General features: G+C 29.6%; 8 protein-coding genes. 7 read left to right on the plus strand and 1 reads right to left on the minus strand.

Translation table 11 applies throughout. The features are described 5' to 3' along the window. Positions 1–101: 101 nt before the first annotated feature. The 6 genes from glmU to J2Z76_RS14800 all read left to right on the plus strand — a co-directional run bounded on the left by glmU (position 102) and on the right by J2Z76_RS14800 (position 9,390). Positions 102–1,472, plus strand: coding sequence for a bifunctional UDP-N-acetylglucosamine diphosphorylase/glucosamine-1-phosphate N-acetyltransferase GlmU (gene glmU / locus J2Z76_RS14775; protein WP_209512829.1), 1,371 nt, complete (start codon positions 102–104; stop codon positions 1,470–1,472). A 47-nt stretch (positions 1,473–1,519) separates the two neighbouring features. Beyond that, a complete protein-coding gene (gene pth / locus J2Z76_RS14780; protein ID WP_209512830.1) occupies positions 1,520–2,092 on the plus strand; it encodes an aminoacyl-tRNA hydrolase in 573 nt (190 codons plus the stop codon). 160 nt (positions 2,093–2,252) lie between these two features. Continuing rightward, positions 2,253–5,807 carry a transcription-repair coupling factor gene (gene mfd / locus J2Z76_RS14785; protein WP_209512831.1) on the plus strand — a complete coding sequence of 1,185 codons (3,555 nt, stop codon included), beginning with the start codon at positions 2,253–2,255 and terminating at the stop codon, positions 5,805–5,807. Next, positions 5,794–6,771 carry a peptidylprolyl isomerase gene (locus J2Z76_RS14790; RefSeq protein WP_209512832.1) on the plus strand — a complete coding sequence of 326 codons (978 nt, stop codon included), beginning with the start codon at positions 5,794–5,796 and terminating at the stop codon, positions 6,769–6,771. Before mfd ends, J2Z76_RS14790 begins: the two co-directional genes overlap by 14 nt. Positions 6,772–6,961: 190 nt before the next feature. Continuing rightward, complete coding sequence (gene spoVT, locus J2Z76_RS14795; protein WP_209512833.1) at positions 6,962–7,513, plus strand: stage V sporulation protein T; 552 nt, start codon at positions 6,962–6,964, stop codon at positions 7,511–7,513. Positions 7,514–7,689: 176 nt separating this feature from the next. After that, positions 7,690–9,390 (plus strand): MBL fold metallo-hydrolase RNA specificity domain-containing protein, encoded by a 1,701-nt coding sequence (locus J2Z76_RS14800; RefSeq protein WP_209512834.1) that lies wholly within the window; start codon positions 7,690–7,692, stop codon positions 9,388–9,390. A gap of 108 nt (positions 9,391–9,498) precedes the next feature. Here the strand turns inward: J2Z76_RS14800 and asnB are convergent, their stop codons facing one another. Continuing rightward, positions 9,499–11,343, minus strand: a complete 1,845-nt coding sequence (asnB, locus tag J2Z76_RS14805; RefSeq protein ID WP_209512835.1) for an asparagine synthase (glutamine-hydrolyzing) — start codon at positions 11,341–11,343, stop codon at positions 9,499–9,501. A gap of 371 nt (positions 11,344–11,714) precedes the next feature. Between asnB and J2Z76_RS14810 the strand changes: the two genes are divergently transcribed. Beyond that, entirely contained in the window at positions 11,715–15,506 is a 3,792-nt protein-coding gene (locus tag J2Z76_RS14810; RefSeq protein ID WP_209512836.1) for a phosphoribosylformylglycinamidine synthase, read from the plus strand. Positions 15,507–15,513 lie beyond the last annotated feature (7 nt).

The following is a 15,513-nucleotide window of genomic DNA, read 5'->3' on the forward strand; positions in this document are numbered from 1 at the left end:
TAAAGACCCTATTTTTGTGTTTTATATGTTTTATTTCTTGAAGAAGTTCATATTATGATGTATAATAACTGGTAATTATAAATTATAAGGAGATATATTAAATGGATATTTCAATAATTTTGGCGGCTGGAGAAGGTACGAGAATGAAATCTGATACTCCAAAAACCTTACATAAAGTTTGTGGTAAAGAAATGATAAAATATGTTATAGAAGCTGCTGATAAATCAGGCATAGAAAAAAATGTTGTAATCTTAGGGCATGGTAAAGAAAAGATTAAAGAAAGCATAGATGATTATGGTGTTTTTACAGTAGAACAACCTATTGGAGAAGGTCTTCCATATGGAACTGGATTTGCAGTTATGTCTGCTAAAGGCCATATTAATGATGATGACACAGTTTTAATACTTTGCGGTGATGGACCACTTATAACAAAAGAGACATTAGAGGGCTTTGTTAAGTTTCATAAGGATAAAGGGTATGAAGCTTCTGTTTTAACCGCTATACTGGATAATCCTAAAGGTTATGGCAGAATAGTTAGAAAAGAAGATATGACTATATCAGGCATAGTAGAAGAAAAAGATGCCACTGAACAAATAAAAGCTATAAAAGAAATTAATACTGGAATTTTTTGTTTTAACGGTAGTATGTTGAAAATGGCCTTGGAGAATATAGATACAAACAATTCTCAAAATGAATATTATCTTACTGATACTATCAAAGTTTTAAATAATGAACAATATAAAATTGGTGGCTATATACTTGAAGATGAATCTGAGATAAAAGCAGTAAATGATAGAGTTCAGCTATCGGAAGTAAATAAGATAATGCAGATGAGAATTAATAAAAGACATATGCTGTCAGGAGTTACCTTTATTGATTCAGAACATACATATATTGAAGATAGTGTAAAAATTGGTAATGATACAGTTATATATCCAGGAGTTATATTAGAAGGTGGTTCAACAATAGGTAATCATTGTATTATAGGACCGAATTCAAGAATAATAAATTCCATAATTAAAGACTATGTCAATATAGAAAGTTCAAAGGTAATAGAATCATATGTAGATGATAATACAACCGTTGGTCCGTTTGCATATCTAAGGCCTGGTACAAAACTTGGGAAAAATGTAAAGATAGGGGATTTTGTAGAAGTTAAAAAGTCTATTATTGGAGATAATTCAAAATCATCTCATTTATCATACATAGGCGATGCTGAAGTTGGTAAGAATGTTAACATAGGATGTGGAGTTGTATTTGTGAATTATGACGGTAAAAACAAACATAAAACTATAGTGGGAGATGGTGCCTTCATAGGCAGTAACTCTAATCTTGTAGCTCCAGTTAATATAAATGATGGGGGCTATGTGGCTTGTGGTTCAACAATAACAAAAAATGTTGAAACAGGTGATTTAGCAATAGCAAGATCTAGACAGGTGAATAAAAAAGGATTAGGAAAAAATAGATTTTAATAAAAAAATAGTATTTGGTAAAAATTGAAAAGAGGTATAATTTTAACATGTATATAATTGCAGGACTAGGGAATCCAGGTAAAGAGTATTCTGGTACAAGGCACAATGTTGGGTTTGACACAATTGATTACCTAGCACAAAAGCACAATGTAAATTTAAATAAATTAAAATTTAACTCCATTTATGGTGAATTTAATATAAATGGAGAAAAGGTTATGCTTGTTAAACCAGTTACTTATATGAATAGAAGTGGAATAGCAATAGCTGAAATAGCAAAGTTTTATAAGGTTCCAATCGAAAACCTTATAGTTATATATGATGATATAGATATAGCTCCAGGGTCATTACGAATACGACCTCACGGGAGTTCTGGAACTCATAATGGGATGAAGTCAATTATATATCAACTTCAGAATGATATGTTTCCTCGTGTGCGGATTGGAATTGGACGGAATCCTGATATGGACCTTGCAGATTATGTGCTTCAAAGGTTTAACAAAGAAGAAAGATTGATAATTGACAATATAATTAAATTAGCTTCTGAAGCTGTTGAAGAAATAATTTTAAAAAGTTTAGATAGTTCAATGCAAAAATTCAACATTAAAACAAAAAACGAGTAATAGACTATTAGTGTAGTATATTTTTATTGTTTATTATGAAACATGAAGTAAATTGTATTTTTATATTAAGAATAAATAATATTGTATAACTAAAATATGGATTGATTATTAAGTAAATTAAATTTAGAAGAGAAGTTATAACTCTAGAATAAAGGGAAAAATGGATAAAATTTTATTTTCGCAATTTCAAAAAACAGAGAAATTTAATGTTATTAGTGATAATATTAAAAAAGGTAAAAGTCAGCTTGTTCAAGGTATTAACGAAGAAGGACTGGCTTATTTGGCATGTAATTTAGTGGATAGTACTGTTAATAAAGTATTAATATTAACAAATAATGAATCAAAATCAAAAAAATATGAAGAAATGTTAAAAGCGTATTCTAATGATGCGAAAAGACTTCTGCCTAAAGAATTTATCTTATATAACGTTGATGCACTTAGTAAAGATATTGAATACAAGCGGACGAATACGATTGATAAAATCCTTTCGTCCAAAAAAATGATTATGACTGCATCTGTAAACTCTATTATTACAAGAGTAATGGTTAAAGATAGATTTAAGGAAAATATAATAGAATTAAAGTATGGAAAAAACTATGACCTTAACCAATTAAAAAATAATCTAATTAAATTAAAGTATGAAAGAGTGGATTCGGTTGAAGGAGTAGGACAATTTTCTGTTCGAGGTGGGATTATTGATATTTATTCTTCATCGGAAATAAATCCATGTAGAATTGAATTTTTTGATGATGAAATAGATTCAATAAGAATTATTGATTTAAAAACACAGAGATCAATAAAGAATCAAAAATCTGTAAAAATTATACCATGTAGTGATTTGATATTTGAAGAAGATGAAATAAGTAAAATACTACGTGAAGTAGAAAAGGACTATGACAAGAGGCTTAAAAAGATTGCGGATTTGCCTAATTCTAAGGAAATAGGTAAAAAACTTAAGAATCTATTAAATAGTTATAAAGATAAACTTCAAGAAAAATTGAATTTTGAAAATTCTGATTTATTAGTTCCGTTTTTGAAGGATTCTTTTGTAAGTATATTAGATTATTTTGACGATGATTTTATTATATTAATAGATGAACCTGAACGAATATTTGAAGAAATAAAAACTTTAAACGAAAGCTTTGAAGTAAAATATAGCGAATTGTTTGAAAAGGGAGAAATTTTTACAAAACAAAGTGATGTTTATTTTAGTGCTAGTGAAATAAAAACTAAGATACTAGAAAAAAACTATATTTCTATTAATGGAAAACTAAATAAGACTATAGAAACTGAGGATTCGGTTCAGTTTTTATTTAAAGAAGCAGTTTCTTACTATGGAAAGCTTGAAGATTTATCTAAGGATTTAAATAGATATAAGTATAAAGGATATAAGGTTGCAATAGTTTTAAGTAGTAAGGAAGGATGCAATAAGCTTCACAATCTTTTAAATGATTATGAATGTAGCACAATTTTGTCAAGCAGTACTAGTGAATCAATTGAGAGTGGGCAGGTAGCAATACTTCATGGTGAGTTAAAAAAGGGATTTGAGTACTATGATAATAAAATTCTTGTATTAACTGAAAATGAAATTTTTGGGTCTGTCAGTAAAAAAACTAAGAGGAAGAAAAAAACAAAAGGTTCAAAAATTAGTATTTTTAGTGACTTAAAAGTAGGCGATTATGTAGTACATGAGCATCATGGTATAGGGCAATATGTTGGTATAGAAAAAATTGATGTTCAAAATATTAAAAAAGATTATTTGTGTATAAAGTACAAAGGTGAAGACAAACTTTATGTTCCTGTTGACCAGATGTCACTTATACAAAAATATATAGGTGCAGATTCTGAGAAACCTAAGCTTAATAAAATGGGAACTCAGGATTGGGTTAAAACAAAAGAGCGTACAAAAGCAGCTATAGCAAATATGGCTAATGAGTTGGTAAAATTATATGCTGAAAGAAAAGTTATAAAAGGATATCAGTTTTCACCAGATTCTGAGTGGCAAAAGGAGTTTGAATATAAATTTCCTTTTCAAGAAACAAATGATCAGCTTAGATGTATAAAAGAAATAAAAAAAGATATGGAAAAATCTACATCTATGGATAGATTGCTTTGTGGAGATGTTGGGTTTGGTAAAACCGAGGTTGCTATGCGGGCAGCTTTTAAAGCTATAATGGATTCAAAACAGGTTGCTGTTCTCGTTCCAACAACAATATTAGCTCAACAACACTATACAAATATGGTTGAAAGGTTTAGAGGATATCCAATAAAAATTGAAATGCTTAGTAGGTTTAGAACACCATATCAACAAGCTAAAATAATAAATGATTTGAATAAGGGCTTAATCGATATAGTTATAGGAACTCATAAAATATTGTCAAAAGATTTAAAATTTAAAGATTTAGGACTTTTAATAATTGATGAAGAACAACGGTTTGGAGTAAAGCACAAAGAATCTATTAAACAACTTAAAACAAATATAGACGTTTTGACATTATCAGCAACACCTATACCTAGAACATTGCATATGTCAATGATAGGTGTTAGGGATATGAGTATCATATCAGAACCGCCTGGAGATAGACTTCCTATACAAACATACGTAATTGAATATAATGAAGGTATAATAAAAGATGCAATTGAAAAAGAATTATCTAGAGGCGGACAGGTATACTATGTTCATAATAAAGTAATTGACATAGAAAGTACTGCATCAAAGTTGCAAAAGTTATTACCAGACGTCAGAATAGCTGTTGGACATGGACAAATGGGTGAAAGACATCTTGAAAATGTAATGCTTGATTTTGTGAAAAGAGAATATGATATACTTGTTTGTACCACTATAATTGAAACTGGTATGGATATACCTAATGTTAATACTTTGATTATAGATAATGCAGATCACTTAGGGTTGTCTCAATTATACCAACTGAGAGGTAGAATAGGAAGATCTAATAAAATATCATTTGCTTATCTCACATATGAAAGAGATAAAATGCTTTCAGAAGTAGCGGATAAAAGACTAAGGGCTATAAGAGAATTTACTGATTTTGGGTCAGGATTTAAAATTGCAATGAGAGATTTAGAAATTAGGGGCTGTGGTAATATACTTGGAGCAGAACAACATGGACACATGCTTGCTATTGGATATGATTTGTATGTTAAGTTTTTAGATAGAGCTGTTAGAGAATTGCAAGGTTCAGGTAAGCTAGAAGAGGAAATAGAAACAACAGTTGATTTAAGTGTTGATGGGTATATACCATCAAATTATATAGAAAATGAAGAGCAAAAAATAGAAATATACAAAAAAATTGCTGCAACTTCTAGTAAAGAAGATATCTTTGATATAACTGAAGAAATTATTGATAGATTTGGAACACCTCCAAAGCAAGTTAATAATTTGCTTAAAATATCGTATATTAAATCTTTGTGTAAAAAGCTAAGCATTAAAGCAATTACACAAATTGGAAATTCAGTAAACATAGAATTGAACTTAAACAATGATCTCAATTCAAATTTAATAGGTTTTTTAATAGATAATTTTAAAGATAAAATAAAATTCGATGTTTCAAAAGAACCTATTATTAAATATCGCTTAGATTCTCCAGAACAAATAAAAATACTTGAGGATCTTGAAAATATATTTGAAAAATTGTACAATTATAAAGCAGAGTTGAAAAAACCTGCCAAGGAGGAAAAAAATGAAGAAATTTAAAAATGTAGTTAGTTTAACTTTAGTATTTTGTATTGCTTTAGCTGTAACAGCATGTACAAAAAGTGATGATAGTAAATCAGATTTAATTAATCAAGAAGGTGTTTTAGCTGTTGTTAATGGAAAAGCAATCATGCAAAAGGATTTTGATGAGACGTTAGCATCATATAAAAAAATGGTAGAAACTCAGTATGGTGAGGGTGCTTGGGATACTCCAATGGCAAATGGAAAAACTTTTGGGGATTATTATAAAGATGAAGCAATAATGGAAAATATGGTATTAGAGTTGCTTTTAATAGATGCAGCTGAAAAAGATGGTTTTTCTATGTCAGATGAAGAGCTTAAAAAAGAATTAGATGTTTATAAAGGATATTTCAATACTGACGAAGAGTATAAAACTTTTTTAGAAACAAATGAAATGACAGAAGAGTACTTAAATGAAATGACAGAAGAGTACTTAACTGAAGCTATAAAGAAGGAATATATAATTAATCAATATTTACAAAAAAATATTGAAGGTGCAGTGCCAACTGATGAAGAATTAAAGAAAGTGTACGAAGATATAAAAATGGGTCAACAGGTTAGAGCGAGTCATATATTAGTAAATACAGAAGATGAAGCTAAGTCTGTAATTGATAGATTAAATAAAGGTGAAAATTTTGAAGATGTTGCAAAAGAAGTATCAATAGATGGAAGCAAAGATAACGGTGGGGATTTAGATTTCTTCTCATATGGAAGTATGGTTAAAGAATTTTCAGAAGCTGCATTCTCTATGAATGTTGGAGATGTAAGTGATCCAGTAAAATCACAATTTGGATATCATATAATTAAGGTAACTGATAAGAAAACAGATGATACAGTAACATTTGAGAATTCAAAAGATTCTTTGACAGAAACATATAAAACAAATATTTATAATACTCTTGTTGAAAATTTGAAAAATAATGCAATTATTGAAAGAAAATAAAAGAATGTTAAATTTAGTAAATAATTATTGCTATTCTTTAGTTATTAATATATAATATAAAATATGACAAATTTTTACCAGATATATCCTAAAACATTTGGGGATAATATTCATTAAAGTGCAAATAATACTAACTATTAAAAGAAATGTCATATCAAGATAAAAATATAGTAATTGGAGGAACGATAATATGAAAGCAACGGGAATTGTCAGAAGAATTGATGATTTGGGCAGAGTAGTAATCCCTAAAGAAATAAGAAGAACCTTGAGAATAAGAGAAGGAGATCCTCTTGAAATATTTACTGATAGAGAGGGCGAAATTATACTAAAAAAATATTCTCCAATAGGAGAATTGACTGAGTTTTCGGGAGAATATGTTGAATCGCTTTTTGAAACAACTAGACATATAGCTATAATAACTGATAGAGATGGTGTGATTGCAGTTTCAGGTAGTTCTAAAAAAGATTATACTGAAAAGAGATTGAGTCCTGAACTTGAAAAGATAATAGAAAGCAGGGAAGTTTATTTTACTACAGGTAATACAAAACCAATTAGAATAACTGCTAATGAATTTAATCCTGACAACTATACAAGTCAAGTAATTTCCCCAATATTAGTACATGGTGATCCAATAGGTTCAGTAATGTTACTTTCAAAGGAAAAAAATGCAAAAATGAGTGAAGTAGAAGAAAAGTTAGTTAAAACTGCATGTATCTTTTTATCAAGACAAATGGAGAGTTAACACGTTTTAATATTAATTTAAATTAAAAAGATTGAAGTAATAAAGATGAATTCTAAATAAAGGGTTCATCTTTTTTGTAAAATTTATTTATTCATGGATTAAGTTTAAATAAATTATAATGTGGTATAAAAAATATATTAGTAATAATATAAAATAAATAGAAATGGGGTCGTTATATGAATATAAGATTTTTAGGCGCAGTAAAAGGTGTTACAGGTTCCAGTCATTTAATCCAGTTTAAAGACAAAAAAATATTATTAGATTGCGGAATGTTTCAAGGTAAGGATGAAGATTTAAATGGAGAGGTGCTAGAAGTAAATCCTGGTGAAATTGATTATTTATTCTTGAGTCATAGTCATATTGATCACAGTGGTAGAATTCCGTTACTTGTTAAAAATGGATTTAAAGGTGTAATATATTGTTCAAAGCCTACATATGATTTATGTCAGATAATGTTAGTTGATAGTGCCCATATTCAAGAAACAGAAGCTGAATGGAAAAATAGGAAATCAAAACGTTCAGGGAAAAAACTTGTAGAACCTATGTATACACAAAGTGATGCAATAGATAGCTTAAAGTATTTTAAACCTATATTTTATGATCAAGTTATAACTATAGGTGATGATTTGACAGTAAAAATTAATGATGCAGGTCATATATTAGGCTCATCAATTATTGAAATGTGGTTTAAAGAAGATAATGAAACAATAAAACTTGTTTATTCAGGGGATTTAGGAATGGATGAAAAACCTTTGTTAAAGGACCCTGCAATAATAGATAGTGCAGATTATGTAATAATAGAATCAACTTATGGAAATAGAATTCATGAAAATATGGAGCAAAGAACAGAAGAACTTATTGAAGTAATTTTAAAGACGGTAAGAAGAGGTGGAAGTGTAATCATTCCATCATTTGCAGTAGGAAGAACTCAAGAAATAATATATGAGTTAAATAAATATTATGATAAAAAAATGAGTGAAAATGGTGGAAAGGAAAATGAACTTAAAAAGATTCCTGTGTATATAGATAGTCCTCTTGCTACAAAGGCTACTGAAATATTTAAAGCAAATGCTTTAGTTTTTGATGAAGAAGCAAGAAATTATATTTTGGGTGGAGATAACCCATTAGAATTCGAAAATCTTCATTTTACTCAAAGCGCAGACGAATCAAAAGCGTTAAACTTTTCTGATGAACCTAAAATTATTATTTCTGCAAGCGGAATGTGTGATGCAGGTAGAATTAAACATCATTTAAAACACAATTTGTGGAAAAAAGAATGTAGCATTGTTTTTGTTGGATATCAAGCAGAAGGAACCCTTGGAAGAAGAATTGTTGATGGAGAAAAGGATGTAAAAATTCTAGGTGAGGAAATACATATTAATGCAGAGATATGTAATGTTGAGGGATTTTCAGGTCATGCAGATAAACCAGCATTGATGAAATGGCTCAGAGGGTTTAAAGAAAAACCTAAAAATGTATTTATAGTTCATGGCGAATTAGAATCAAAAATAGATTTCGCAAAATCTGTAACAACAGAGCTTGGATTAAACTGTATTGTTCCAGAATACAATGTAATATATGATATTAAACCGTTTGAACATATAAATGAAATTAAGGTTAATGATTCTGATAAAACTACCAAGCTTGATGGATTGACATCTGAAGTAAAAAAAATTATTGAAAAGGCAAATGAAGAACAAATAAAGGAACTTACTAAGGATGTAGAAGAACTAAGAAGGTTGTTTGAAAATGCTTTGAAATTAACTGAAGGTAATTTGAAAAAAGATATTAATTTAGATTCACTTAATAAAATTAATAATAATATTATAGAAATAGAAAATGAAATTATAAACCTTACCATGCTTAATGGTAAATAACAAATAAAACAAATCAGGGACGGTTCTTTTTGATTGACAACAATTGTCAATCAAAAAGAACCGTCCCTGATTTGCCCCGATTTGCCTGTTTTGTTTTATTTAATCTAATTAATTTTTGATGGTTACATTATATTCTTCTAGCCAAGTATTTATTTGAATAAAATATGCAATTAACTGAGGTCCTGTCATTAACTGTCCATACCATGGAACTTTAAATGACTTTCCGCCAGTATCAACAATTTCTTTTATATTATTGCGCTCAATTAATTCAAATATTGGAGCTTTTTTGTTGTCTAAAATTTTTGTAGCTAAATTTTGAACTGCATTTGTATAATCAACATGATGAGTTTTGGGATAAGGACTTTTTTTCCTTTCGATAATTTCCTCGGGTAAGATTCCCTTTAAAGCTTCTCTTAACAATCCTTTTTCTCGTCCTTTATAAAATTTATATTCATTTGGGATGTTAAAGCAGTATTCTACAAGTCTATAATCAGCAAATGGAACTCTAACTTCTAAACTGTTCCACATACTCATCCTATCCTTTCTGTTAAGTAATGTCATCATAAACCATTTGATATTTAAATAAAATAGTTCTCTCATTCTTGATTCTTCCTTAGATTCTCCTTTTAGTTTAGGTACTTGTTTAATAGTATCACTATATCTTTGAGCAACGTACTCCTCTAATGGTAAATTGTATAGATTTTTATTTAGTATATTTTTACGTTCCTTGGTTGATTTAGACCATGGAAATGTAGTTGCGTTTATGTCTTCTGAACGAGTAAACCACGGATACCCTCCGAAAATTTCATCAGCACACTCACCTGAAAGTGCTACTGTAGAGGTTTTCTTTATTTCCTTGCAAAATAACAGTAGAGAAGAATCAATGTCAGCCATGCCAGGTAAATCATTTGCTCTTACAGCATCTGTTAATGCTTCTGTTAGTTTGAAATTATCAAGAATAATCGTATGGTGATTGCTACCGATGTATTCTGACATCTTTTCTGCATATACTTGATCAGATGATGGTTGAAACAAATTTGATTTGAAATACTTATCATTATCTTTATAATCAATAGAGAAAGTATCTAATTTTCCCCGTCCATTTTTATTGTAATAGTTTGCTGATATTGCAGAGATAGCACTTGAATCAAGTCCGCCTGATAAAAACGTACAAAGAGGTACATCTGATACTAATTGTCTTTCTATAGCATCAATTAATAGATTTTTAGTAGTATCTCTAGTTTGTTCAAAGGTTTCCTCATTATGAACAGCTTCTAGTTTCCAATATTCAGTTATTTTACAAACTCCATCTTTGTATAATAGGTGGTGAGCAGGTGGAATTTCATTTATATCTTTGAAAATCCCATTGCCTAGTGTACGAGCAGGTCCTAGACCTAATATTTCCATTACTCCTACTTGGTCTATGATTGGTTCTACTAATGGATGAGCTAGTAAAGCTTTAATTTGTGAAGCAAATAAAAGATTGTTATTTTTAAAACTGTAAAAAAGTGGTTTTACACCTAGGGGATCTCGTGCTAAAAATAAAGATTTGTTGGTTTCATCCCAAACACCAAATGCATATATACCATTGATATGATGTACACAGGCACTTCCCCATTCAATATATGAGTTTATTAAAACCTCAGTATCTGAATAAGATTCAAATTTATATCCATTTAATTTAAGTTCCTCTCTAACCTCATCAGTATTGTATAATTCTCCATTATAAACAATTACATATTTTTTTTCTCCTTTATATCTAATCATTGGTTGTGCTCCACCCTCAGGGTCTACAATTATTAATCTTCTGTGACCAAAAAGTACATTTTCTGATTGGTAGTAATCACTGCTATCAGGACCTCTCCTAATGAGTTTATCTGTCATTTTTTCCATGACACCAATATTATCTGATATATTACTGTTTGTATTTATCCATCCAACTATTCCACACACATTATTGCCCTCCTTGCTTTATTATTTGAAAATAAATAATATAAGTAATTTTCAAATAAATTAATTTGCGATTTAATATTTTATGCTAATTTTTATATTATTGTTCCCCTCTTTTTAATGATTAATGAAAGTAAGATAAAATAATATATGGATATATAAATAATAAATGTATATATAGAAGTTAAAAGTATACATTACACACACAATACGAACTTATGAAGCAAAATAAATATCAATGTACGATATAATACGAACTATTATTAAAATTAAATAAAAAATGTAGAGAAAAATCATTGACAAGCATTTTGTTATTTGATATCATAAACGCATAAATGAGCTTTTAAATATTTAAATAAAGAAAGGAACCAATTATGAATTTTGATGTTAAAAGAGTGTTTGTAGAAAAAAAGGATGGATTTAATACAGAAGCTATTAATCTACTAAATAACTTTAAAGAAAATCTTAAGTTGGACCACTTGAAAAATATTAGAGTTTTAAATAGATATGATATATCTCATGTAACTGATGAAGATTATGATAAAGCTTTGTCAATTGTTTTTTCTGAACTAAATCAAGATGTATTGTATATGGAGAAGATAGATACATCACAAAATAAAGTTTTTGCAGTTGAATATTTGCCAGGACAATATGATCAGAGGGCTGATTCTGCTTCTCAATGTATCCAGATTGTAACAGGAAAAGAAAAACCACCTGTGAAATACGCTAAAGTAATAATTCTTGAAGGTAATTTAACTGATAATGAATTTGAAAAAATAAAAAAATATTATATAAATCCAGTTGACTCAAGAGAGTCAAGTCTTGAAAAACCCTTAACATTAGAAGAAATCTATCCAGAATCATCCCCAGTAGAAGTAGTTGATAATTTTACAAATAAAACACTAGAAGAAATAGAAGATTATAAATATTATATGGGTCTTGCAATGAGCATAGAAGACTTATTGTTTTGTCAAGACTATTTTAGAACAATAGAAAAAAGAAATCCTACAATAACGGAAATCAAAGTAATAGATACTTATTGGTCTGATCACTGCAGACATACAACCTTTTCAACTGTAATTGAGAATATTAAATTTGAAAAGGGAAAAATTACAGACAAAATTAAAAGTACGTACAATGAGTACATAAATAGTAGAAGTTATTCGTATGGAGATAGAGAAAAAAATAAAGATATTTGTCTTATGGATATAGCTACAATTGCAGCTAAAGAGTTGAGAAAAAAAGGGATGCTTGATGATTTAGAAATTTCCGATGAAATCAATGCATGTAGCATAGTTGTAGACGTAGAAATTGATAATAAGGACGAAAAGTGGTTAGTGATGTTTAAAAATGAAACACACAATCATCCTACGGAAATAGAACCATTCGGTGGAGCAGCAACCTGTTTAGGAGGAGCTATAAGAGATCCCCTTTCAGGAAGATCTTATGTTTATCAAGCCATGAGAGTTACAGGAAGTGGTGACCCAAGACAAAATATAGAAGATACATTAATAGGAAAACTTCCACAAAGAAAAATTTCTACAGAAGCAGCAGCTGGTTACAGTTCATATGGAAACCAAATTGGATTAGCAACTGGTCATGTAGTTGAAATTTACCACCCAGATTATGTAGCAAAGAGAATGGAAATTGGAGCAGTTATAGCTGCAGTACCTTTGGAAAATGTAAGAAGAGAAGCACCTATAAAAGATGATGTAGTTATTTTAGTAGGTGGTAGAACTGGCAGAGATGGTTGTGGTGGTGCTACAGGGTCTTCTAAAGAGCATACAGAAGAGTCGATATCTTTATGTGGTTCAGAAGTTCAAAAAGGTAATGCGCCTACAGAAAGAAAAATACAAAGATTGTTTAGGAATAAGGAAGTAAGCAAATTAGTAAAAAAATGCAATGATTTTGGCGCGGGCGGTGTATCTGTAGCTATTGGAGAATTAGCAGATGGATTAAATATAAATTTAGATTTAGTACCAAAAAAATACGAAGGGTTAGATGGAACAGAACTAGCAATTTCAGAGTCACAGGAAAGGATGGCTGTTGTAGTTAGTCCAAGTGATGTAGAAATGTTTAATAAGTATGCACGTGAGGAAAATCTTGAATCTACAGTTGTTGCCGTAGTCACTGATGATAGAAGGCTTAAGATGAGTTGGAAAGGTGAAGTAATACTAGATATAAGTAGAGATTTTTTAGATACAAATGGAATTAAACAAAAAATTAATGCAACAATAAAAGAACCTAAAAATATTGGTATAGAGAATAATTCAATAAAAAAATTCAAATCTAAAAATTTAGAAGATATGTGGATAGAAAATCTTAAAGATTTAAATGTAGCTTGTCAGAAAGGATTAGTGGAAAGATTTGATTCTACTGTAGGTGCTGGAACAGTTTTAATGCCATTTGGAGGCAAAACTCAGTTGACACCATCAGAGGGAATGGTTGCCAAGATACCTGTTCAAAATGGCATAACAAATACATGTACAATAATGAGTTATGGATTTGACCCATATCTTTCAAAATCAAGTCCATACCACGGAGCAATGTATGCGGTTATACATTCTGTAGCAAAAGTAGTTTCTATGGGTGGAAGTTATAAAAAAGTGAGATTAACTTTACAAGAGTATTTTGAAAAATTATATAAAGATCCTGAAAAATGGGGTAAACCACTTAGTGCTCTACTTGGAGCATTTAAAGTTCAGCATGAGCTTGAAATTCCAGCAATAGGAGGAAAGGACAGCATGTCTGGAACCTTCATGGATATTAATGTTCCCCCAACCCTTGTTAGCTTTGCAGTAGCAGTGTCAGATATAAAAAATATTATATCGCCAGAATTTAAAAAAATAAATAGCGATGTAGTATTAGTTAAATTAAAAAAAGATTCATTGGATATTCCTGATTTTGAAGATATGAAGATGAAATATGATGCAATACATGAAGCTGTAAAATCAGGCAATATATTAAGTGCTCATACTGTTGGCTATGGTGGATTAGCAGGTGCTATAAGCAAAATGACTTTTGGTAATGAAATTGGATTTAAAACACTTTATGAAAAAACAGAAAGTGGAGCAACGGGGTTGTTAATCGATTCTGATGGACTTTTTGCTTCTAACTATGGAGATATAATACTTGAAGTAAAAGATATAACCGAAATTAGTAATTTAGAGTTTATTCATATTGGAAAAACAACAGAAGAAAAAGAAATAGTTATAAATGGTTCATTTGCTATAAAAATAGATGAAATGACTAAGTTTTGGATACAGCCATTAAATAATATATATCCTATTAAAAAAGATGCAGAAGGTCAAATTAAACCGTACAGTTATAGTTTGGGAAATAAAATTAAGTCTTCGTTAAAAATTGCAAAACCTAAGGTGTTCATACCAGTATTTCCCGGGACAAACTGCGAATTCGACACAAAACGAGCTTTTGAAAGAGCAGGGGCGGATACAGAATTATTTGTATTTAAAAACTTAAACCCAACTGATGTAGAAGACTCAATAAAAGAAATGGATAAAATAATTAAAAAATCTCAAATTATTGCATTTCCTGGTGGATTTAGTGCTGGAGATGAACCAGAAGGTTCTGGAAAATTTATAGCTTCTGTATTTAGAAATGAAATTTTAAAAGATGCAGTTATGGATTTGCTGAAAAACAGAGATGGCTTAATAATTGGAATTTGCAATGGGTTCCAAGCCTTAATAAAGTTAGGACTTGTGCCATTTGGTGAAATAGTAGATATAGAAGATGATTATCCAACTTTAACATATAACTGCATTGCAAGGCACATATCAACATTTGCAAAGACTAAAGTTGTTTCAAATCTTTCCCCTTGGCTAAATGGATGCAATTTAGAAGATATACATTACATGCCTTTGTCCCATGGTGAAGGAAGGTTTGTTGCTAATGAATTTTGGGTAAATAAATTAAAAGAAAATGGACAAATAGCAACTCAATACGTTGATGAAAACAATAATCCGACATATGACGGTTTATATAATCCAAATGGTTCAATTGAATCAGTTGAAGGCATTACTAGTCCAGATGGAAGAATACTAGGCAAAATGGGCCATTCTGAAAGATTAGACAGGGATTTATATTTAAATGTACATGGAAATAAGGATCAATATATATTTGAGTCAGGTGTTAAATATTTTAGATAAATAATTT

This window comes from Sedimentibacter acidaminivorans (assembly GCF_017873955.1).
GTDB lineage: Bacteria > Bacillota > Clostridia > Tissierellales > Sedimentibacteraceae > Sedimentibacter > Sedimentibacter acidaminivorans.